The following is a 23,566-nucleotide window of genomic DNA, read 5'->3' as shown; positions in this document are numbered from 1 at the left end:
GCCTGTTTTTGAGTATTGTTCTTAAACCGCCATCCATTCCTATTCAGAAAAACTTGGCATAGCCAAGTCTTTTTTAAGCAAATGTGCTCCGGCTGCTCGCTTGCCGCGGGCGCCGCGCGTCTCCTCAGACAAGCGAGAATCTGCGGGGCTCACTTGGCTCGCTTGACACAAAATCATAAACACAAAAAATGCCTCAAAACCGATTTTCGGCCTTGAGACATCCTCAAACTATTTTTTCAATTTAATTTACGGTCTGTCTTTGATGCTTCAGAAGCTTGTTCGCCATCCGCCAAGTTTCTTCGAACTTATTAGCCAGTTGGCTCCTTGCTTCATATCTACTCTGTCACTATTATTGCGGAATCACAAGACGCATGCCCGGATAAATCAATGTCGATGTGAGATTATTTGCTTTCATCAATTGATTAACTGAAATATTCTGGAGCATCGAAATTTCCCAGAGACTGTCGCCGCCTTTTACAACATAGCTTGTGGAATCGCTAGCCGCTTTGTGCAAGTCCGCTTGAACAACGGTTTGACCTGAAGAAGAACCACTTAATTTAAGTTGTTGACCAACATAAATACGATCAGAAGTCAGGCTGTTCAGTGATTTTATTGACTGAACCGTTGTTCTATGCGTTCGCGCAATTTTCCAAAGACTGTCGCCGCTCTTTACCTTATAGATTGCTCCAGATGAATTGGATGAAACGGTCGAAGAAACCGAAGTTTTCGCTGCGGTCAGGCTTACAGATACTGATGGTGTGCTCGTCGCCGGCGTCTTCGCCGTTCTGCTAAGCTTTAATTTTTGTCCAGGATAGATCATATCCGATTTCAGACCATTTGCAGATTGAAGCGCTGCAACCGACGTCCCATGTGCTTTGGCAATCTTCCACAGTGTGTCACCACTTTTAACTTTATAAACAGCGGCACTCTGAGAGGTAGACGCAACAGACGATTGGGAAACCGCAGCTGTGTTCACCGAAGAAGGCGCCTGCGAAACCGAAGCGGCAGAAGATGTTGGGACAACCCTACGCGCCGACACAAAACGTGGTTGCCAGTAATTTTGCGAACCGCCACCACTGAACACATTAGTCACGTGGACTCCGACAGTCAGCTCCGCGCTAATCATCTGCCCATTACCAATATAGATACCGACGTGATGAATCCCGCCGTCACCTTCCGTATCAAAAAAGAGCAAATCGCCCGATTGAAGACTGCTTGTACTTACTGCCACACCTTGGGTCGCTTGCTGCGCCGAATTTCTAGGTAGCGTGATGCCGTAAACTTTGTTAAATATGTATTGCGTAAAGGATGAGCAATCAAAAGATGATGTAGAAAAAGCCGGCGCGCCATAGGAATAGGGAACCCCTTGATAATTCATTGCCTCTGTCACAATGTCCTGACCGCTGGCCGCAAATGCCTGCTGGCCTGTAGCTGAAAACAAAACACCACCGACCAGTGCTGCGGGAACGACTAATTTTTTCACGCCTACCGCCTCCCAGATTCGTTGTTTTTCTTATCATTTAAACGACTACAAACGCCGTAATTCACGAAATTTTTTGCTAGGGTCTAGGTACTGATTCTATTATAGCGGTTCTTTAGCCATTCCGGTGTAATAATTTGTCAAAATAATGAAATAAGACTCATGACCTAAGCATTTTAATCGTTTTAGCAGCGCTAGAGAGGACGATTTTACTAGCAGCCTCATTTCTTCGCTTTTTGCACACAATTAATGAGAGCGGCGCTAACGAAAAGAGCGCTCATTTCCCTGCCCAGACAGCTTTTAGAATAAGAAGTTATATTCGCCGTAACCTTCCTCATCCAACTTTTCGCGAGGAATAAAGCGGAGGGCAGCGGAATTGATGCAATAACGTTGCTGTCTCGGAGCGGGACCATCATTAAAAACATGGCCTAAGTGAGAGTCGCCGAGTTTGCTGCGCACTTCGTTACGGTTCATGTTGAACGTATTGTCTGCACGCGTGACAATTCGATCACTGTTCAATGGACGCGTAAAGCTTGGCCAGCCGCATCCAGCGTCATACTGATCACTTGTCGAAAAAAGCGGTTCGCCAGAAACAATATCGACGTAAATTCCCTCATGTTCGTTATTCCAATAAGCGTTGTCAAACGGCGGTTCCGTCCCGTTTTTTTGCGTGACTTTGTACTGCATGGGTGTCAGCTTTTCTTTTAATTCGGATCTTTTCTTCTTCGTTCCCCAATGTTTTAAGATAAAATCATTTCTTCCCGAATTTTGACTGTATAAGCCGTAATGGGCGGGGTTCTTACGGTAATATTCCTGATGTGGTTCTTCAGCCGGATAAAAGACGCCAGCCGGTTCGATCGTGGTGACAATTTTTTTGCGAAACTTGCCGCTCGCAGCTAGCTGTTGCTTCGACTTTTCCGCAAGTTCTTTCTGTTTTGCCGTATGATAGAAAATAGCTGTGCGGTATTGACTGCCCCGGTCATGAAATTGTCCGCGGCTGTCCGTTGGGTCAATCTGCTGCCAATACAGCTGAAGCAGTTTCTCATAGGGATAGACATCCGGCCTAAATGTGATTTGAACTGCTTCCGCGTGACCCGTTGTTCCGGAACAAACCTCGGAATACGTCGGGTTCTCTGTCGTTCCGCCGGTATACCCCGAAACAACCTGAATAATGCCTGGTTCTTCGTCAAAGGGGTGCACCATGCACCAGAAACAGCCTCCAGCAAACGTTGCTTGTTCATATTGGACGTCCAAAGAAATCCCTCCCCAATATATTTCTATTGATAAGCATACCCCCCATACATGATTTTCTGCCAGCCAAACACAATATAATTCAAGTTAGTTGTTCTCACCCACTTCATCTATAATGGGTAAGAGAGAGTGGAAACAGTAATTTCGGAAGGAGACGGAAGCAATTGGAACATTTTAAAGCTTTAACCATTGCCGGATCGGACACAAGCGGAGGTGCCGGCATGCAGGCTGATTTGAAAACTTTTCAGGAACTCGGTGTTTACGGCATGACTGCCTTGACCTGTGTCGTCACAATGGAACCTTCACGTTGGTCCCATTCGATCACGATGCTCGATACCGATCTGCTGCGGAAACAGCTCGCGACAATCCTTGACGGTATTGGCGTTGACGCGCTGAAAACAGGCATGCTTGGATCACCGGAAGTGATCGAAATTGCCGCAGACGCAATTAAAAAGCATCACTTAGAAAATGTCGTTATTGATCCAGTCATGGTTTGCAAAGGCGCGGAGGAAGAATTGCAGCCGGAACTGCAACCGGAAAATACGGCTGCCTACCGCCGTCTCTTATTGCCGCAGGCGCTGATCACCACGCCTAATCTCTATGAAGCGGCAAAACTTGCGGGTACAGGCTGGATTTCCACGGTTGATGAAATGAAAGAAGCCGCCGCTCGGATCGTTGATCTCGGCGTCACATACGCATTGGTTAAAGGCGGCTCGCGGCTTAAAAATACCGAACGGGCGATTGATATTCTTTATGATGGAACAACATTTGAAGAGATCAGTGAGGAAAAAGTGGACACGCCAAATATTCACGGCGCTGGCTGCACCTATGCGGCAGCGATTACTGCGGGCCTCGCCAAGGGGCTATCCGTGTCCGAAGCCGTTCACACTGCCAAATCATTTGTGACGGCAGGTATTCGCGAATCTTTCGGATTGAATGCTTTCACTGGACCGACTGACCATACGGCCTACAAGCGTCAGCTCACTGCGAAATAATGGTCTGCTTCATTTCTCTATTGCCTGGGAGGCGAATCAAAAATGGAATTAGCCAATATTTTCTGTGTCGGTAGAAATTACGTGAACCATGCAAAAGAATTGCATAACGCAATCCCGCAGGAGCCGATGATTTTCACGAAACCGACTCACGCCGCTGTCTGGATGAACGGCGGAGCAATTGCCCTTCCTGGCGCTCAAGGCGCGATTCATTACGAAGGGGAGCTAGTCCTCCATATCGGCAAAGACTATGCGCCCGGGTTAGGTGCAGACGATCTGGTAGATCAAATGGCACTTGGCATTGACTTTACATTACGCGATGTTCAGGATCTTCTTAAGAAGAAGGGTTATCCGTGGCTTGCTGCCAAAGGATTTCTGAATTCTGCGGCTTTGACCGAGTTTATACCTTTTCCTGGACTGAGCGCTTGCACGGAGAAGTATTTTTCACTGAAGCAGAACGGCAAGGAATGCCAACGTGGCAGGATTGGTGCGATGATTTTCCCACCCGATCAACTCTTGGTGTTCTGCGCCGAACACTATGGCCTTAAAGCCGGCGATATTCTGTTCACCGGAACGCCGGCCGGTGTCGGTCCCGTTGCTGCTGGGGATCGGTTCGATTTGTTATGGGACGATGCGTCACTTGGTACATGCACCATCGAACTGAATTGACCTATTTTTCCAAATCGGCTTCTGATCTAGCGATCAGGAGCCTTTTTTCTCGTTCTGATCATGCATTGGGCCAATTGGCTGTGAAATGATGCGTATCATCCGTATCCGTTCTGCTTAAGTAAATCTGCGGATACTGGGTACGAGCAATATTAGCAGACTCGCCATGCAGACGACCCCGCTGAGTAATTGCATCGCCAGCACGCCGCCGATCGTGGAAGCCAGCCATCCGGTCAGAAGATAGCCTACTGGCAGTAGCGCAAATGATCCGAACATGTCGATACTCGCCACGCGTCCGAACGCTTCAGGCGCTACCAATTCTTGCAGACTGGTTTCCCAAATTAAGCCGAACAACATTGTTCCCGCACCTTCGAATGCCATCAGCAGGACCAAGAGCGCCGTTTGATCGATCGACGGCATCAGAAATAGAACCAGACCGCTGATCGAAATGCCGCAATAAGCCAATATGCCGCGATGCCGCCACTTCTTTCGCATGCCAAAAACAAAAGCAGCAGCAATCGACCCTAGTGCCGACCCCGACATAACAAGGCCATAAACATAGGCAGGTAGATGCTGATGCACTTTGATTAACCAAGGAACAAGCACCGCGATCGTACCTGAACTGCCGATATTGACGAAACTGAAGAAAACAATCGTGACCCAAAGCCAGGTTTGCTTACGGACGATCGCAACGCCGGCAAAACATTCTTTGAAAAACGACAGTTTCTTACGCGTCCTGTTTAAAATCTTCCCTTCATGTGTTAGAGCTAGCAGACAGAAAAATGAAATCAGATAGGTCACACTGTCGATGCCGAAACCGAGTGCTGCTGAAGTGACGGTCAGAATCATCCCGCCAACGGACGGACCAAGGAGGCGCAGCAGCTGCACCGTAAATTGACTAAGCGCGTTTGCTGAATTGCGGATTTCCGGCACAAAAACAGTCGCGCGAAGCGCAGAGAAAGCCGGATCAAACAATCCGCTCATCAAGCCGATTAAAGAGACAATGCCAACGAGCCAATGGAGCGTCAAATGTCCGGATAAACTGAGCACCATTACAGTCAGCAGAAGAAGAAAACGAGTCATATCGGCAAGACGCATGATTCGCGCGCGGTTGAAGCTGTCGACGATTATTCCAGAAAACGGCAGAATCAGTACCTCCGGCAAAAGATAGGCAGTCATGATGATGCCCATCGCTATCGGTGAACCAGTCAGATTATAGACAATAATCGGCAGAATGACGTTCGTGATCGCCGATCCGAAGGTTGATAGCGAGTTGCCAAACCACATAAAGCGAAAAGGCTTAGAAATGATTAGCGGCTTGATAATTTCCGGATAGTGTTGTCTGTTCGTCTCAATCTCAGTCATCATGACACCTCGAAGATATTTTCATACGCAATCCTTTAAAGATACGGAATTTGAGAAAGTATCCGGATAATATTGCGGGCAATCGCTTCTTTAGGCACAGAAAAATGGTTCTCGAACGACCAGCCGACAAGTCCGATCATCCCGGACGACACAAATTGAGGGACGATCTCAAGTGCCAGCGGATCACGATTATGATTTTCTAACAAAAGTGGCCGAACCTCGCGCTGGAATTTGCCAAGCATCTGCTGCTGCAATTTGTAACGGAATGAGGGAAGCCCTTCATTAAACAATAACGCGCGATACAGTTTCTCATGTGCCTGGAAATAACCAAAGACTTCTGAAATAAATGCCTGACCGCGTGCCGGGATCACTTGTCCCTGTTCAAAAAGCTGTGCCGGATGAAATTTATCGGTAATGGCCGTCACTGCTTCCTCAATAATCGTCTGCAACAAATCATATTTATCCTTGAAGTGCAGATAGAAAGTTCCACGGCCAATATTGGCTTCTCGCGTAATGTCTTTGACCGTTATATTATTGAAATTCTTCTTAAGCAGCAAATTGACAAATTGGTTTCTTATCTCCATTTTTGTTTTCTGCGTCCGGAGATCTTCGGCCATAACGGTTCAACCCGCCTTTCTAGCGAACACTTTCTCCAAATCTGTTCACTAATGATCACTTTGAGTCATTTTGGATATTGATTGATTGCCCTTCTCATTTTATCATGATATTGAACAGAGTGTTCAGCAATTCAGTTCCTGCTGAGAAAAACTTGGCTCGCCTTTGACGCAAGGCGCCAGAGCGCCTTCGCTGTATTTTTACGCAAAAAGCCTTATATTCTCTTATCTCTCAAAAAAGGATGTGACTATGATGACCTATCCTGTAAAAGGAGAGCACCTTTATAAAAAATTCAAAAAACAAGTTGTTCTGGATGATGTCTCAATTACGTTGAATGAAGGTGAAATCTACGGTTTAATCGGTCCTTCCGGTTCCGGCAAGACAACGTTGGTGCGGATCCTACTTGGACTGGAAAAGGCGGACCGCGGCGAGGTTCAGCTGTTTGAACAGAAACCCACGCTCAATGCCTTTCGATCGCTTGGCTATATGGCACAATCTGACGCGCTTTATACCGAGCTCAGCGCCTATCAAAATCTCGACTTTTTCGCGTCGATACAAGGTTTGCGCGGAAAGGAAAAGAAGGCGCGTATCCGCGCGATTACTAAAAGCGTTGGTCTCGAAAATGATTTAAAAAAGAGCATCGATCACTATTCCGGTGGCATGAAGCGGCGGCTTTCGCTCGCGGCCGCACTCGTCCATGAGCCACGATTGTATCTGCTTGACGAGCCAACAGTCGGACTCGATCCACTGATCCGCAAAGAAATCTGGCTGCTCTTCCGTTATCTACGCAGCAAAGGCGCAACCATTATTGTCACTACCCATGTCATGGATGAAGTCACGCAATGCGATCGGGTCGGTTTGCTCAGTGAAGGCCACTTAATCGCTCAAGGCGCGCCAAAAGATCTGATGGAAGAATATGGCGTCTCGTCGATTGAAGACGTCTTTCTGGCAAAGGAGGAAACGCGAAAATGACCAACCTATTGGCAATGGCCCATCGGATTATTCGCCAGATTCTTCGCGACAAGCGAACGCTCGCGCTGTTGATCATCGCGCCGCTTGTGATCCTGACGCTTGTCTGGTATATCTTTGGGGCTAAAACCCCAGAACCGAAACTTGCTGTCATTAATTATTCATCTTCGGATTATCTTTCCGCCTTTAAGAAGAGCGACTATCTACGGATGAGCCGACTTGAAGCCGTGCAGGCACTCGCTGATCAGAAGATCGACGCTTATGTTGATCTGAAAGACCCTGTCCACGTCCATCTTGAAGGAAGTAATCCGCAACGCAACGGCATTGCGATGACGAAGCTACAAAAATCGATGACCAAAGTTCAGAAAATCAGTATTAATAAATTGAAGAACAATCTGACCGGTGTGATCCACCAACAGCAAAAGGCGATCGCCGCGCAAAAACAGGCGATGCAAAAGATGACAGAAACCTTGCGCACGTATGCGCCAGGCATTCTCACTTCGCTACCGCAACAGCAAGCATCAGGAAATTCCAATGCGCCGAAAGCGCCGCAAAAAGTCGAACTAAATGTCTCTTACCTACACGGCAACGACAATCTCAACACATTTGATGCCTTCGGCCCGGCGATGGTCGGCATTTTCGTCTTCCTGTTTATTTTCATGATTGGTGGCGTCTCCTTTCTGCGTGAACGAACAACGGGAACGCTTGACCGGCTGATGGCCTCACCAATCAAAAACTACCAGATTATCTGGGGCTATATGATCGGCTTTGGTCTCTTTGTCATCGTCCAGTCGCTCATCCTTACGTGCTATTTGGTCTACGTGCTGCATATCTATAATGTTGGGAATCTTATTGATGTGCTGATCATCGTGTTTATCTTGTCCTTCAGCGCACTGTCTCTTAGCATCTTGCTTTCGACAGCCGCCAAGAATGAACTGCAGATGTTTCAGTTCATCCCGCTCGTGATCGTGCCGCAGGTTTTTCTTTCAGGTCTGTTCCCGATTGATACACTGCCACGTTGGGTGCAGCTGATCGGCAACCTGATGCCAATCCATTATTCAACTGAAGCATTGCGTAATATTATGATCCGCGGCACTGGTTTTAGTGGCTGGGGATTCGATGGCGCGGTGTTGCTTGGCTTCTCACTTGTTTTCATCGTAATCAATATTCTCGTCCTGCGCGCCTCTCGACCGCTGGCCGTTTAATCCTTGCATCGATGCAGAGGCTTATCCCTATCGCGAATAGGGCTAGCCTCTTTTTTATAGACTCTGCTTAGAAAAACTAGGATTCGCCAACAGTGACGCTGCTTACTCTTGCCACCATGTCCCTTATGCCAATCTTTTTAGTGACGGAAGGAGCGCCTGCTGATGATTTCATATGACGGAACCGATCATCTTTTTCAATTCACGACTTGTGGCATGAGCTATTGTTTTGCGCTCAAAGAAGGTTTTCCGCTCCATCTCTATTGGGGAACCGCCATCAAAAATTATAAAGGCAGTCGATCCGTTATCCCTGGCCCGCGTTCCTTCGCGCCCTATGCCGATCCGAAAAAGCGGTATTTTTCCCCGGACACACTACCTTTCGAGTATCCGGGTTACGGCACCGGTGATTTTCGCAATCCCGCTTATCAAATTCAATTGAAGAATGGTTCAACCGTCACTGACCTGCATTACGAAAGCCACCGCATTTACAAAGGCAAAAAAAGGCTGAAGGGATTGCCGGCAACCTATGTCATGGATGATCAGGAAGCCGATTCCCTCGATCTGACACTGGTTGACACGATCACCGACCTTCGGGTAGTACTGACGTATACCCTCTTCCGTGATTATCCAGTGATCACGCGATCAGCTTGTTTTGAAAATCATGGCTGCCAACCGCTGCGGATCCTCCGGGCTTTCAGCATGGCGCTTGATTTTAGCGATGACCGTTTTGATTTGATCAACTTCTACGGCAATCATAATAACGAGCGACAATTCGCGCGTCATCCGCTATCGATGGTACGCACTGTCATCGACAGTGCCCGAGGCGCGAGCAGTCCGCAGCACGATCCATTTTTTATTCTCGCCCGTCCTGGCACTGATGAAAAAAGTGGCAGCGCGTACGGATTTAGCCTTGTCTATAGCGGCAATTTTTCCGCTCAGATTGAAGTTGATCAATATCATACGACGCGAGCGACACTTGGCATCAATCCATTTGACTTCTCGTGGAAACTCGATCCAGGATCGTCGTTTCAGACACCTGAAGTTGTCATGGCCTATTCCTCAAAGGGGCTTGGCAGCCTCTCGCAGACCTATCACCAACTCTACCGCGAACGTTTGGCGCGCGGTCAATTCCGTGATCGGTTGCGCCCGATTTTGATCAATAATTGGGAAGCCACCTATTTCAAGCTCAGTGAGGAAAAGTTGCTGGCGATCGCGCGTGTAGCCGCAAGAGTCGGGATCGAACTCTTTGTGCTTGACGATGGCTGGTTTGGTCATCGCGATAACGACCGGAGTTCGCTCGGCGACTGGATCGTCGATCGCCGCAAATTACCACACGGTCTCGACTGGCTGTCGCAGCAAGTGCACCAGCTTGGTCTCGGTTTCGGTCTGTGGTTTGAACCGGAGATGGTTTCGCCGGATAGCACGCTTTACCGGACGCATCCAGATTGGTGCCTCCATGTCCCAGGGCGAACCCGATCGCTCGTTCGAAATCAGCTCGTTCTTGATTTATCCCGCGCGGATGTCCGCAATTACCTGTTTCAGGCGCTCTGCAACGTACTTTCTAACGCCAATATCAACTACATCAAATGGGATATGAACCGGCATATGACAGAAATTGGATCGGCATTGCTACCTGCTGATAGGCAACGTGAAACCGCACATCGTTACATGCTCGGCTTGTATGAACTACTGGAGAAGCTGACAACAACTTATCCCGAAGTACTCTTTGAAAGTTGTTCGAGCGGCGGCGGTCGCTTTGATCCGGGGATGCTCTATTACATGCCGCAAACTTGGACCAGCGATAATACAGATGCCGTTTGCCGCTTAAAGATACAATATGGAACCAGTTTCATATACCCGGCGATTGCCATGGGTGCGCACGTGTCCGCAAGTCCCAATCATCAGGTTGGTCGCGTCACCTCACTCGCGATCCGCGGTCATGTCGCGATGTCTGGCAATTTCGGCTACGAACTCGACCTCGCAGAGCTGTCCGAGGATGAAGAAAAAATTATCCGCCGCCAAATTGCTTTTTACAAGCAAATCCGACCGATTGTTCAATTCGGGCGTTTCTACCGAATTGAAAACCCATTTACCGGCAACACAGCTGCCTGGTGTTTCGTGAATTCGACTCGGACCGAAGCAATTGGTTTTTTCTTTATCGTTCTTACTGATCCATCGCGTACGATGCATTGTTTCCAATTCAGGGGACTGGATCCAAATGCGCTGTATAAAAACATCGCGACAGGCGATGTGTTCGGCGGTGACGAGTTGATGTATTCCGGCCTCACGGTGCCGGATGTAAAAGGCGACTTCAGAAGCTTCGTCTGGCGGATACAAAAAATATCAAAGTAAAACACTGCTTAATCTTGTGTCCGGCGGCAAGGATATGTTAAAATAATTCAAAGAGATAATTGATAATGATTATCAATACCAATATCGAAGGGAAGATCCCCATGTACGCCGGTTTCCTTGTAGCTTTGCGCGAAGGATTTGAAATTTCGCTTATTATAGGTATTATTTTTTCCTATTTGCATCAAATTGGAGAAAAGAAGAAATATCCTTATATTTGGCTAGGCACAGCGCTCGCTGCCTTCGTTTCCATTGGCCTTGCCGCCTTGCTTTATCAGTTCAACGGCGGTGAATGGAAATACCAGCCTTATATTGAAGCAGCTATATTTTCCCTTGCCGTGCTCATTTTAACCTACATGACCTTCTGGATGAAAAAGAACAGTCGGTCCTTGAATGGCAGTCTTAAAGAAAAGATAAACGATGCCTTAGCGAACGGCAGTGTCGCTCAACTTGTGTTCCTCGCCTTTATCACTGTTATTCGGGAAGGCATGGAACTAGCCATGTTTGTTCTAGCTCTTCTCAATGGACAGACGTCCAATAGCTTGCCAGTTCTCAGCGGCACACTGGTCGGACTTGCAGTGGCCATTTTGATTGGTTATGCAATCTACAACGGAAGCTATCGAATGAATTTTTCCTATTTCTTCCGCGTGATGGGTTGCCTCCTCATTATTATCGCCGCTGGTCTTCTCGGAAATGCCGTTCACGAACTGACTGAAGTCGGTGTGTTCCCGGAAATCGGTTATTTCTATAACCTCAGCGGCGTGCTTAACCAGCACAGTTTGTTTGGCAGCATGCTCCATGCACTTGTTGGTTACTCTGATCACCCGACCTACCTTCAAGGGATGATTTGGTTCCTCTACTTAGTCATCGTCCTCGCCTTTTTTGCCAAAGGCCAGGCGTCACGACCTGTGAAAAAAGCGGTCTCCTAACGCTGCATTTTTTATAAAAAGTCATATAGATTCGTATCTTTTTAAAACAGGCAGGCCCTTTAATTCGTGGCCTGCCTGTCTTTATTCATGCTCAAGTGCTTCAATTTTAAGCGACAATTCCGTCCAACGCTCCATTGCCTGGTCCAATTCTTCTTCGGCATCTTGCTGCTGTTGATAGAGTTCCTGTGCTTTTAGTGCATTGCTTCCAGCTGCGTTGATTTCCTGTTTCAACGTCTCAACACGCTGTTCGAGCGACGCAATCCGGTCTTCAATTCCATTCCATTCCTGCTGTTCTTTATAGGACAGTTTTTTCTTTTTCACTGGTTGCCGAATTGCGGGTTTTGGCTGTTCCGCGGGCGTGTTCTTCTCTGCCAGTTCCGCTTTGCGCGCAGCCATATAGTCGCTATATCCACCCTCGAAGGGACGAATCTGTCCCTCACCCTCAAAGGCGATCAGCCGATCGGCAATTCGATCAAGGAAGTAGCGGTCATGCGACACAGCGATGATCGTTCCGATAAATTGCAACAGATAGTCTTCGAGAATTGTCAGTGTCTCAGTATCAAGATCATTCGTTGGTTCGTCAAGGAACAGCACATTCGGTTCCGACATCAGCACCCGGAGCAGATAAAGCCTTTTACGCTCGCCACCAGATAATTTGCGGATATATGTTTGCTGGCGTGGTCTGGCAAATAAGAAGCGTTCCAGCATCTGTTCCGCCGTGACCTGCTGGCCGTCGGCTGTGCGTAGCACTTGCGCGCCTTCTTTGATATAATCGATGACCCGCAAATCTTGATCCATTTCCTGATGTTCCTGCGTATAATAACCGATTTTAACCGTCTCGCCGATTTCGATCGTACCTGAATCCGGATCGAGCCGCCCCGCGAGCAAATTCAGCAAGGTCGTTTTACCACTGCCATTTGCGCCAATGATGCCAAGTCGCTCGCCCGGCAGAACAAGTAAATCCAAACCGTTAATCAACGAACGCCCTTGAAAATTCTTCACCAAATCATGTGTTTCAATCACTTTTTTACCGAGCCGAACGGATCCTAAGGCAATATCTACCGCTTTTTTCTGTGCGGGACCTTGATGGGCTTGCAGTTCGTGCACGCGTTCTACCCGCGCTTTTTGCTTGGTGGAACGCGCTTTGGCACCGCGACGCAGCCATGCCAGTTCACTGCGCAGCTGATTGCGATGCTTCGCTTCATCGCTTTGCGCCAATTCCTCGCGTTCTGCCTTTTTCTCCAAAAAGTACTCGTAGTTACCATCATAAATATACAGATTGCCCTGTTCGAGTTCATAAATCCGATTGGTCACTCGGTTGAGGAAATAGCGATCATGCGTGACCATCAGCAAAGAACCCGGATACTCGGCAAGCGCCTGCTCGAGCCATTCAATCGTTTCATTGTCCAAATGGTTCGTCGGCTCGTCCAGAATCAGCAAATCGGCTGGCTGAATCAGTGCCCGAGCCAGCGCCACTCGTTTTTTCTGTCCGCCGGAGAAATCAGCGGTCGACTGATCAAAGGAATGGATACCGAGCCGGGTCAAGATGCTTTTCGCGGAGGCTTCCGCTTCCCAAGCATTTGCAGTGTCCATCCGCTGCTGCTGCTCAAGCAGTTTCTCTTGCTTCGAACGATTATCTGGATTGGCCTCTAAATCGGCGAGTGCCTGCTCATAATGACGCAGCACTTGCATCATCGGCGCATCACCACCATAGATATAGTCAATCGCTGTCTGATCAGCGGCAAATGTCGGACTTTGCGACAAATAGGCCATTCGAAATGACTTGGCGTGACGCAATGTTCCCGATTCAACAGAGTCCAGACCGGTAAGCACGTTCAGCAATGTTGATTTGCCCGTTCCATTCACACCGATCAGACCAATTCGCTCTTTTTCGCTGATCGAGAATGAAATATGATTAAAAAGAACTTGTGTGCCGTACGTTTTATATAAATTTTCCGCATCCAAAATACTCAATTGGCGTCCATCCTTCAAAAGATATTCTTCCCTCATCTTACACGAACCGGCTGCCAATTTGAATGCCTTCGATCCCAACGCGTTATTTCTTTTGATGGATCGTTTCTTTGATCAGCTTTCCAACGACAATCAAGCGATTCGGCGTCCGCGTCGGTTTATCGCAGGTCACCAGCGTCACTTGTGCCGTCTTTGTTTGATCGATGACCGCGCCATCGGTTTCCGCAACAATATTGCGTTCCGTAACCTGATAGGTATAATGTTTTTTCAGATTAGTGATCACAATCCGTGCGCCTATTCGAATCCGCATCAGTGGCCCGAACAATAAGTTTCCCTCGCGCATGTGGTGACCGGCAAGTGGATAATTGCCTGTCCCCATTTTCTGATCAGGTCGCATCGTCGTTGCGCCGCCGAGCAGGTTGGCGCTCGTTGTCCCTTTTAGAATCGGCAGATTGATGCCGACGCTAGGCACACGCAGTTGGCCGATAACCGCTTTGGGATTCACCACGAGACCCGATTGAACCGTTTCAAGAAGGCCTGGCGGCTGGATTGACTGAAACTTGAACGATGCTTGGCGCTTGTTGTTTGCTGCCAACTGATTTGAAGTGAAGTGTTCCTGGTTATATTGACTGCTCAATCGGGCAATCAAGCCCTCTTTGATAAATGGCGAGAGCAGCAGTATGGCACCCGTGAGTAGAAGAACCGCAATTAAAATTTTCCTTTTCAAAATCCCCACTCCTACTTCCCGAAGCCTTTCATTCTCTTCAAAGTGTAGCACAGAGCCTTAAGCTGAATCGCGATTGAATTTGGGAAAAATAAAGACTGAGATAAACTAGGCTGAGCTTTTCCCTTGAGCGTGAATCTGAATGCGGCTTTGGGCATCAAATTGATCTTGACCACACTTCAGCTGCTCGCTTGCCGCGGGCAGGACGGGAGCCTCCTCAAACATACGAAAACCTGCGGGGTCTCCCTTGTCCTGCTCTTCCCGCAGGCGTCTCGCGCTTTCGTGTTTGAATAATACATTTTTCATTCAGCAAGCCGCGAGGCACTATCTTACTATTGAGAATAACTAGGCTGCCTAGGTTTTTTGCCTTGGTCGTTTGTTGCCCTAAGCATCCCACAGTTTCGCTGCCTTTTACACATAAAAAATCATATCCTTGTAAAAAGAGCCCGATCAGATGGATCCGACCGGACTCTTTTTCTATCGATCATGATTTAATTATTGCCGCGCCGTCTTGCGAAGAAAGCAAGACCGCCGCCGCAAAGCAGGAGAACCAGACCTACTGCCATACCGACTAAATCGTTGGTATCGCCAGTTGTCGGCAGATTCCCTGAAGTCTTTTTGCTTGATGGTGAAGATACATACGCTTCAACAGCGCGGACAAGATGGTAGCTTCCTGGTTTCAAGCCTTTAATAATCACATTGCCTTGCTCATCTGCCATAACGCCGCGGCGAATGATATGGCCGTGGTTATCAACAACGTTGTAAACCACACCCGGCTTACCCTTCATGACAATTGGTTCCGGTTTGTCCTTTGCTGTTATTTCAACAGCATGTGCTTGACCCTTTTCAATTGTGAACGGTATCGGCGTATTGTCCAGCTGGTAGCCGGTTGGCGCTTTCGTTTCAACAAAGAAATATTTTCCTGGTGCGAGTCCTTTGACAACGAACTGTCCATTATTGTCTGTCGTCAAACCCGTTTTCAGTGTATTGTCGCTGCTGTCTTCCAGTTTAAATACAGCGCCTTTGAGCACCGCATTTTTATCATTCGCATCGACTTTCGTCAACCGCACGTCACCCGGTGTCAGTTTATCGGTGGCCGTAATCTCCGCTGCCTTTTGCTGGCTTTTCGCGATTGTAAATGGAATTGGTGCCGCATCCAAATCGTATCCGTACGGTGCTTGGGTTTCAATAAACTGATAATCTCCAGGCGCTAGATTACCGACTGTGAACAGCCCGTTGCTGTCCGTTGTCCACGAAGTCGGCAGCGTATTGCCATCACTGTCTTTGGTTACAGCGTTGCCTTTGCTGTCTACCAGTTTAAAAGTCGCCCCTTGTAGATGGATAGACATATCATTTTTATCAACTTTGGTAAGCTGAACCGTTCCCGGTGACAGTTTGTCGGTGGCCGTCAATTCTTGCGACGAAATGTCCGTATCCGTTATCTTGAACGGTATCGGCGTCGCATCCAAGTCATAATTCGTTGGTGCCTTCGTCTCTACAAATTGGTAGCTTCCAGGTGCTAGACCGCTAACCGTGAACTGTCCATTTGAATCCGTCTTCCAGGTTGTCGGCAGCGAGTCACCTGCCGCATCCTTTGTAACCGGATTTCCATTGCTATCCTGGAGCTCAAATTCCGCTCCCTGAAGGTGTATGTTATGGTCATTCTTGTCGACCTTGGTCAGAGTGACCGTGTTTTCTTTGTCTGTAGCACTTATTGGTAATGCAGCAGCCAATGTATTGATCACTTCAAAAGGAATAGGCGTTGCGTCAAGAAGATAGCCATCCGGTGCTTTTGTTTCTACAAATTGATAGGAGCCTGTTGGCAGTCCCTTAACCGTAAACTGTCCATCGGAATTCGTCGTCCAAACGTCAGAAAGTGCGTGGCCATTAATGTCACTTGTTACTGCAATTCCCAAGCTATTCTCCAATTTGAATTGTGCCCCTGCAAGTACTGCACTCTTATCATTTAGATCGTTTTTTGTCAGTGTAACCTGATTTAAGTCGTCCTGAACCAATATTTGATCTAAATGGCTTGTGGTACTGGTAATACCAAATGTTGGAGTTGTTACATCTGTGCCAAGAGCATAACCATTTGGAGCAGCAACTTCAACAAAATAATATTGTCCGGGCACTAATCCCTTCACCGTTAACGCCCCTTCATCACCAGTAGTAAATTTATTACTGTTCCCGGGAAGCTGATCATTATAAAAATCTGAATCCGCTACTGGTCCATTTTGATCATACAGTTGGAAAACAGCCCCTGGTAAACCTGTACCCGTAACCCTATCCGTCTTTTCTACCGTTATACTATTGAGACTATCGCTTATTGATTGACTTACCCCCTGTGTATCTGTGTTAGAAATAGTAAAAGGTCGTGATTCTGCAGATGATCCTAAGAAATATCCGGAAGGTGCCCCTGTCTCTACAAAGTGGTAGGTCCCTGGATTTAAACCACTCACAGTTACTTTGCCATCAGAACCAGTTATAAATTCACTGCTACCTTCTGGCAATTGTCCGTTATAAAAATCATCCGCAGTAACCGGACTACTGGTCTTATCATTAATCAACTGGAATGTGGCCGATGAATTCAGTATAGGCTGGCCTTGATCCTCTTGCTTGGTCAAGGTAACCGAATTCAGGGAATCTGTTGCAATTACACTTTTCTCATCTGTTGCCGACCCTGTTTTACTTATTGTAAAAGAAACTGTAGGATTGGCATTCAATAAATAGCCATCGGGTGCTACTGTCTCTTGAAAGCGGTAAGTTCCCGGTACTAGACCACCTAATGTAAATTGACCGTTGTTGCTGGTTGTTGTCTTACTCTCATCGATTCCAGTTTGTGTCGTCCAATCTGACTCTGACGCATCTTTCGGATCCACACCATCGTTTAATTTTTGAAGAGAGAAACTAGCTCCAGCTTCTTTTATTGTATTCCCCGACTCATCTTGCTTTGTCAGTGTCACAGAACCCTGATAATCTGTAAAATCTATTGGTTCTGTAACTTCATTACCATCGCTGTCAACAATCTGGTTTTGACTGTTTACATTAAAATTAATTTGATCTGGATTTTGCATATACCCTTTCGGCGGTTGATACTCCGTGAGATAATACGAACCCTGATCGAGTCCACTTAGGGTGAGCTTACCACTAGAATCAACTGGAATAATTCCATTATTTCCTTCAGATGTCACTAGATCATAGCCACCAGCAAGATTCTTTTTGTATAATTCAAACTCTGTTCCACCTGCAGAATCCCCAGGGTTTACGATTTTCTGAACAACAAGCTGATTCTGCTGATCAGATACAAGGACAGGATTGCTCGATGTAGTCCCATTTTGATAATTTCCCGTATCTATCGTTATTGGATCGTGAAGAAGATATCCGTTTGGTGCCGATGTTTCTTTTAAAATATAGTCATTACCTTTACCGAGCACCACGTTTCCGAATGTCAAAATACCATTGGCATCAGTTTCACCAGTTCTTACTAGAGTTTGATTACCATCGCTATCCACGCTCCACAACTCAAAGGTAACATTCTGCATCGGTATCGAACCAACGCCAATCTTTTTGAAAGTCAAGCTTCCCAAATTTCCAATTGCCCATCCTCCGGAAGATAAGTTGGTAACAAATTCTTCAATATTATTTGTGTTCTGCATTACTTGACTATTATTTCCATTAAATGAGGCTGAATTAGTTATTGACCCAGTAGTCGTAGAAATATTGATTTGTGACGAATACTGAACCACATAGGCTGTGGAGTTATCCATTCCTTTTTTAAATGTGAGTGTAAATATTTGTTGACCATTATCATCCGGTTGCTGCACAGTTAGTGCATAATCAACGTCTTTAGTCAGTGGTTTTGTTGTATCAGGAATCATATGCCCCGATGAGTCTGTTTGCACAACACCATTCTGAATTTTTGCTGGATATACTTTAAATGAATCTGTATTCACAATTTGACCTGGTGAAGATGTATCTGTAATTGTTGCACCTGGATCAATTACTGATAAACTCCTATTCACTTCCATTGTCCAGTCAAAATTTTTCCCATCCTGGCTGCCGTATTTACCAATCCATCGTCCACCATTTGTCGGCTGGACTTTGTCTGTCAATGTTCTTGCAGGATAAGAACCATTATTAAAAGTTGCATTATTTGTGTAACTTTTCTGGACTACTTGCCCTCTCAAATCAGTTGCAAAGCTGACCATATAATGACCTTTATCATTCACCGGAACATTATAATTCACTTTTAATGTATTACTACCCGATGATGGTGGAATCACGGTGAATTCAGAAGAACTTGGTGTGCCCTTGGTAACTGTCCCATCACTTGAAACATTGTACTGTGCAATTAATGTTTCATTCGCTACACTTCCATCTTGATTTATATCATATTTATATATATTTACAGGGATACCAGAATCTAAAACCATACCTGTTGGAATTGGATCGCTGATAGATGCACCATTTAAAGGTTCTTCATTATAATTCGTATATATTTTCCAGAGAATATTCTGGTTAACTGGATTATACCCGCTATCTGTCTTGAATCCATTTGTTTGCGTGTATGAATTTGGTGAAAAGCTATCATTTGTCGACGTTTCATGTACATCGGTTGCTGTTTGGCTTTCATACCAATCCAAGATTGAATTATTGGATACAGAGGCAATATTTCCAGAATCATTTGATGATGTGTACCCATTAAAATTAGTCGTGTACGTAATCATAAATGTTTCATTTGTTGGATTGTATGTCGAACTCGGTGACAGTTGAAACCCGGACTTCCCATTTTTATCCGGCTGATTAAATGCAAATTGACTCGTTACGTCTGTACCTTTATTCCACGTTACGACTCCGGATATTGAATCAACAGATTTTGTCACTGTCCAAACATGAAAATTAGTTAGATTAGATAGTGGGTAGGAAAAAGTATCATTAATTGACCAATTATTCAATGGGTACCCATCTTCATTAACCATTAACGTCCAGCCAACCGTTTTATTATTGTAATCAATATTGCTGTGTGATTTTATCAGGCTTTGCTGATCTACTGCGCCTGAAATGGCTTCTGTTGAGGATCCATTACCAGCTGTGGCTGTATTATCAACCGGCGTAGATTGATCAATATAGGCGTTTCCAGATTTCATTTTCAGATCATACGTTACTAGATAAGCAGAACTGCCACCGCCGAAATCAACCGTGAAACCTGTCGATGTTGATTTTATTGCGTCAGCAGGAAGACTGTTGGTCACAACAGTATAAGAAGGATTACCACTTGAATCCCAGGTTACTTTCTGCACCTTTATATTGTCATAGAAAAATTTCGATGTATCAAACGTATCCGTAATCGAATCCTCATCTGCAGAAACATTTTTTTCTCCATAATTATACTGAATCTGCCACTGGGTGACTTGAGAATTATTTGGATCCTGGCCTAAATATGTTTTTTTAATCATACTTCCATAGGTGGGGGACGCTTGATCAAAACCAGACCCCAACGTGGTATTGCCGTCTTGTAGTGTTGCTGTATTAGTTAATGTTACTGATCCACCATCATTAGGTATCTTATCGCTATTAATCGTAGTTATATAAACTAATTCGTAAGCCCCTGTAATATGCCCCAAATTAACGGTACCCGTGTTGCTATCCACCGTGAAATCCGTAAAGGGATTGGATGTATCTGGACTCCCGATCGTTCCTGTAACTGAATTAGCCGTTAGTGGATATATTTGAACAGAATCGTACGTCAATCCTTCACTAGGAAGATCTTCAATCACCTGTGCATTTTGCAAGTCCTGTTGATTTAAGTTAACGTCAATCTTCCATGTTATTTTTTTAGGATTGTGATTTGAATCAAATGAATCAAATTGCTTTTTAATGGGATCTGTAAATCCAGGTTTAAAATAAATCGTTGCATTCTCAGTTTGCTGGTAAATTGGAAATTGAATGTTTTGTTGCGTTGTATCTTTAACATTACTTTTGTCAATTTGTGCATCAACATACATTCCAAAAGAAACGTTGTTGTATTTTTGAAAATTTTCATTAAATGTCATAACTACATGACCTGCGTCATTAACCGTAAAACTACCAAATGATGCTTTATTTACAGAGTCATAAAGATCTCCATTTAAAGATTGACCTGATGGTATTTTGAATATGTTGGGCAAGTCCAACGAAAGTGTATCTCCATTGTTAATAGTTTGTCGAATTTCCTCTGGAACACTCCATGTATATTCAATTCTCACTGAAGAGTCTAAAGATGCCGGATGAGCTTCTGTATAAGGAACGGGATTTCCTTGAGAATCCTTCGTATCTGGATCGACTAGGACAATAGATACCGGCTGCAGGTCAGTAATTTCTTTGGTGTTTTGCACTGTAGCACTTCGAATCAGAGGTATTTTGAACAACTTACTTGAAGACATTAATTGTGTACTTGAGTCACCACTCGTTCCCGTTGCTGATGAATCCGATGTCGTACTCAACGCACTATTTGAGCTCGTTCCGGTAGCCGTTGATGATGAATCACCCGATGTTACTGTTGTCTGATCAGCTGAACTCCCCGTCGTGCTGCTGCTTGTACTACTCGTCGATGAACTGCTACTTGAACCATTGCTGCTCGTTGTGTCGCTTGATATACTGCTTGCGGAACTCGATGATGCTGTGTCCGCTTTGAGTGCTACATTCACAGTGGTGGTTTGGTTATTGCCTAGATCAAAATCGATGGATTTCGTTCCATCGGCTATGATGCTGGCGTTGTAGGTGACGGGAATGATAATCGTGCCGTTTGCCGTAGTTAAATCCTGTAATTGGCTATCATCGAAGGTGATCGTCACGGTATTTGCGTTCTGAGCGGCATCGCTTGTCGTCACAGCAATCGTGCCGATCGTCTTTCCATCTTCTGTTTTCACTGAGCTATTATCACTGATATATTTCTCCGTAATGTCCTGATCTACCTTGAACGCGTCAGGAATTTTAAAGGTAATGGGTTGATTGGCAGCTAGTTGCTGATCGGCTTTTTTCGACCATCTGTATTCCAGATTGACCGTCTCACCCTGGGTCAACGGATTGGTTGTCGAAACTTCTGTACCCGATTGGGCGTCACCAGTCACTAACTTCACCGCATCAATGAATGAAGTGTTTGTTGTGGTTCCGGTAGAGTTAGTATCTGCATACGCTTTTCCGAGTGGGGCAAGTGACATCTGACTGAAGCAGACGAAAAGCGACAGTCCGATTATCAGAATTTGTTTGATCATTTTTCTCTTTTTTGTCTTTTTGAGACCTTGTGGAAGCCTTCTGCTGCGCATGCTTCTTCCCTCCTTGTGATCGATTCACCGCTAACTAGATAAAATGCTGGTTTATATGAGTGACATGACGATTTATGCACGTCTTTAGACTTTTCTCAAAATAAAGTGTAAAAAAAGGAACTGGACAATTTCTGAACATTTCCTAAAATTTGTTTTATTTTGTCGTTACTTGACCACTTTTCGTAACTGGCATCACAGAGTCAAAATTGTCGGACAAAATTCGTGCAAAAAAAATAGGCCTTACGCCTGACTGATGTAAGGTCTAAATGCTTTTATGCGATTCATTTAAGGTGATCCAAACTCTCCATTAACGGCTGTATTGCCTATATTTTGCGTAAACGCGAATCGCGCCACTCACATTTCCCGTTTTATTATAGAGTTGCAATAAATATTTCATATTGCGATCATCTTCTGGTTCAATACGTTCGATTCGGTGGCAAATATCAATCGCCTCAACGTACCGCTGTTCTCCCATCAAAAAACGTATCAACGCATAGCCCTGATTCAGCCATAATTGAGCAAGGCGGATCCGTTCCAATTCCGCCCAAGGATAATCATATTCACCGAGATAATGGCCTTGATAGTTCATAAGGTTCTGCAGGTGACGCTGGTATGTTGTTGGGTTAATTTCGGGGAGATGCCTTAGTTCTTGCTCCCATTCTTCACAATCGATTGGCGTTTCCTCAAGATTAATTGAGTAGCCGAGGTCATTCTTCACAATGTGATGATGGAAAGGCATTTGCTCCATCATCTTACGAATCTGATAAATCGTCGTATAGAGCTGTGTACTCACTTTTTCAGGGTCCGAATTCGACCAGAAGCGCTCCATCAGCATATCTTTACTGACATAGTGATCGTGCGCGCTAAGCAAATACGCATAAACTTCACGCGCTTTATTCGTTCGCCATTTAACCGGTAAATAGGCTTTTCGTTCATTAATAATCTGGTAGAATTTCAGACTTCCGAAACATTCAATACCGAATTGGCGCGGCTCCTGTTGTTGTTCGACCCGCTTTGTCTCCCAATCCTTTAGCAGACGACGGACTGCCTCGTCTAGGCGGCCTTTCATTATTGGTTTTAAAAGATAATCGACGGCATTCAGTTCAAAGGCTTTAACGGCGTACTCGTTATAGGCCGTTGTAAATACAATATGTATCGAATCGGATGTTCTCTGAAGCGCTTCAGCTAATTCGATGCCATTTATTTCAGGCATTTCAATATCTAGAAAAGCTGCATCAATCGGATCTTTTGCCGCTTCAGAAAGCGCCTGTTCTGGATCTTGAAAGGTTTGAATCTCATCAAATGCCCCTGTATTTTGAAGCATCAACTGCAGTTGCTTGCATGCTAATGCTTCATCATCGACAACGAATGCCTTCATCAGCCGACACACCTTCCCAGAGAATTCCTTTTGTAAACTTGTATACGCCTCAGAAAAACTTGGCATAGCCAAGTACTTTTTTACAATTGCGCTTCGGCTGCTCGCCGCGGGTGCCGCGCGTCTCCTCAGACAGGGTCTCACTTGGCTCGCTTTTCCCGCAAGGCGCCAGCGCACCTCGCTGCATTTTTGTGCGAAAAACTTTCTTATCTCTTTATAAATACTTTCAGTATAGCATTGATCAGATACGTTGATCGGTCATTTGCCCTCTCAGGAATCACTCATTTTCGCTCTGCCTTGTCTTTTAGAAACGTCTATGAACTGATAGAATGGGCATCAGACAGATATCTTTTTTGGTTTGGGAGTTGAAGTAG

General features: G+C 45.7%; 14 protein-coding genes. 6 read left to right on the top strand and 8 right to left on the bottom strand.

From position 1 onward, the window contains the following. Window positions 1-349: 349 nt before the first annotated feature. Both JOC27_RS01795 and msrA read right to left on the bottom strand, forming a co-directional pair. Window positions 350-1,483, bottom strand: a complete 1,134-nt coding sequence (locus JOC27_RS01795; protein WP_205005282.1) for a LysM peptidoglycan-binding domain-containing protein — start codon at window positions 1,481-1,483, stop codon at window positions 350-352. A 297-nt stretch (window positions 1,484-1,780) separates the two neighbouring features. Next, window positions 1,781-2,734, bottom strand: a complete 954-nt coding sequence (msrA, locus tag JOC27_RS01790) for a peptide-methionine (S)-S-oxide reductase MsrA (RefSeq protein WP_205005281.1) — start codon at window positions 2,732-2,734, stop codon at window positions 1,781-1,783. A 161-nt stretch (window positions 2,735-2,895) separates the two neighbouring features. Here msrA and pdxK point away from each other — a divergent pair, with 161 nt between their 5' ends. Both pdxK and JOC27_RS01780 read left to right on the top strand, forming a co-directional pair. Further along, the gene (gene pdxK / locus JOC27_RS01785; RefSeq protein WP_205005280.1) at window positions 2,896-3,726 is read left to right on the top strand and encodes a pyridoxine/pyridoxal/pyridoxamine kinase; all 831 of its coding nucleotides are present in this window, start codon (window positions 2,896-2,898) and stop codon (window positions 3,724-3,726) included. A 42-nt stretch (window positions 3,727-3,768) separates the two neighbouring features. Continuing rightward, on the top strand, window positions 3,769-4,392 hold the full coding sequence (locus JOC27_RS01780) for a fumarylacetoacetate hydrolase family protein (protein WP_205005279.1): 624 nt from the start codon (window positions 3,769-3,771) through the stop codon (window positions 4,390-4,392). 114 nt (window positions 4,393-4,506) lie between these two features. Here the strand turns inward: JOC27_RS01780 and JOC27_RS01775 are convergent, their stop codons facing one another. Then, the gene (locus JOC27_RS01775) at window positions 4,507-5,757 is read right to left on the bottom strand and encodes an MFS transporter (protein ID WP_205005278.1); all 1,251 of its coding nucleotides are present in this window, start codon (window positions 5,755-5,757) and stop codon (window positions 4,507-4,509) included. A 32-nt stretch (window positions 5,758-5,789) separates the two neighbouring features. Then, entirely contained in the window at window positions 5,790-6,371 is a 582-nt protein-coding gene (locus tag JOC27_RS01770) for a TetR/AcrR family transcriptional regulator (RefSeq protein WP_205005277.1), read from the bottom strand. A 250-nt stretch (window positions 6,372-6,621) separates the two neighbouring features. On the opposite strand from JOC27_RS01770, the gene JOC27_RS01765 reads away from it, so the two are divergent. The 4 genes from JOC27_RS01765 to JOC27_RS01750 all read left to right on the top strand — a co-directional run bounded on the left by JOC27_RS01765 (window position 6,622) and on the right by JOC27_RS01750 (window position 11,818). After that, window positions 6,622-7,341 carry an ABC transporter ATP-binding protein gene (locus JOC27_RS01765; RefSeq protein WP_205005276.1) on the top strand — a complete coding sequence of 240 codons (720 nt, stop codon included), beginning with the start codon at window positions 6,622-6,624 and terminating at the stop codon, window positions 7,339-7,341. Beyond that, window positions 7,338-8,543, top strand: a complete 1,206-nt coding sequence (locus JOC27_RS01760; RefSeq protein WP_205005275.1) for an ABC transporter permease — start codon at window positions 7,338-7,340, stop codon at window positions 8,541-8,543. The genes JOC27_RS01765 and JOC27_RS01760 overlap by 4 nt, the downstream gene beginning before the upstream one ends. Window positions 8,544-8,705: 162 nt before the next feature. Beyond that, entirely contained in the window at window positions 8,706-10,892 is a 2,187-nt protein-coding gene (locus JOC27_RS01755; protein ID WP_205005274.1) for an alpha-galactosidase, read from the top strand. Window positions 10,893-10,957: 65 nt separating this feature from the next. Next, entirely contained in the window at window positions 10,958-11,818 is an 861-nt protein-coding gene (locus JOC27_RS01750; protein WP_205005273.1) for an FTR1 family iron permease, read from the top strand. Window positions 11,819-11,899: 81 nt separating this feature from the next. Here JOC27_RS01750 and JOC27_RS01745 read toward each other — a convergent pair whose 3' ends face one another. The 4 genes from JOC27_RS01745 to JOC27_RS01730 all read right to left on the bottom strand — a co-directional run bounded on the left by JOC27_RS01745 (window position 11,900) and on the right by JOC27_RS01730 (window position 23,195). Further along, a complete protein-coding gene (locus JOC27_RS01745; RefSeq protein ID WP_205005272.1) occupies window positions 11,900-13,792 on the bottom strand; it encodes an ABC-F family ATP-binding cassette domain-containing protein in 1,893 nt (630 codons plus the stop codon). 82 nt (window positions 13,793-13,874) lie between these two features. Next, the gene (locus JOC27_RS01740; RefSeq protein ID WP_205005271.1) at window positions 13,875-14,516 is read right to left on the bottom strand and encodes a class A sortase; all 642 of its coding nucleotides are present in this window, start codon (window positions 14,514-14,516) and stop codon (window positions 13,875-13,877) included. A gap of 488 nt (window positions 14,517-15,004) precedes the next feature. Further along, a complete protein-coding gene (locus JOC27_RS01735) occupies window positions 15,005-21,817 on the bottom strand; it encodes a SpaA isopeptide-forming pilin-related protein (protein WP_205005270.1) in 6,813 nt (2,270 codons plus the stop codon). Between the two features lie 307 nt (window positions 21,818-22,124). Then, the gene (locus JOC27_RS01730) at window positions 22,125-23,195 is read right to left on the bottom strand and encodes a response regulator (protein ID WP_205005269.1); all 1,071 of its coding nucleotides are present in this window, start codon (window positions 23,193-23,195) and stop codon (window positions 22,125-22,127) included. Window positions 23,196-23,566: the final 371 nt, after the last annotated feature.

Source organism: Sporolactobacillus spathodeae, from assembly GCF_016908935.1.
Lineage (GTDB): Bacteria > Bacillota > Bacilli > Bacillales > Sporolactobacillaceae > Sporolactobacillus > Sporolactobacillus spathodeae.
This window is presented reverse-complemented; position numbering and strand designations above follow the sequence as displayed.

Excerpts from the sequence above, each read along its gene's own strand:
- JOC27_RS01775 (WP_205005278.1), bottom strand. The coding sequence starts at position 5,757 with ATGATGACTGAGATTGAGACGAACAGACAACACTATCCGGAAATTATC.
- JOC27_RS01730 (WP_205005269.1), bottom strand. The coding sequence starts at position 23,195 with ATGAAGGCATTCGTTGTCGATGATGAAGCATTAGCATGCAAGCAACTG.
- JOC27_RS01735 (WP_205005270.1), bottom strand. The coding sequence starts at position 21,817 with ATGCGCAGCAGAAGGCTTCCACAAGGTCTCAAAAAGACAAAAAAGAGA.
- JOC27_RS01780 (WP_205005279.1), top strand. The coding sequence starts at position 3,769 with ATGGAATTAGCCAATATTTTCTGTGTCGGTAGAAATTACGTGAACCAT.
- JOC27_RS01755 (WP_205005274.1), top strand. The coding sequence starts at position 8,706 with ATGATTTCATATGACGGAACCGATCATCTTTTTCAATTCACGACTTGT.
- JOC27_RS01770 (WP_205005277.1), bottom strand. The coding sequence starts at position 6,371 with ATGGCCGAAGATCTCCGGACGCAGAAAACAAAAATGGAGATAAGAAAC.
- JOC27_RS01760 (WP_205005275.1), top strand. The coding sequence starts at position 7,338 with ATGACCAACCTATTGGCAATGGCCCATCGGATTATTCGCCAGATTCTT.
- JOC27_RS01765 (WP_205005276.1), top strand. The coding sequence starts at position 6,622 with ATGACCTATCCTGTAAAAGGAGAGCACCTTTATAAAAAATTCAAAAAA.
- JOC27_RS01750 (WP_205005273.1), top strand. The coding sequence starts at position 10,958 with ATGATTATCAATACCAATATCGAAGGGAAGATCCCCATGTACGCCGGT.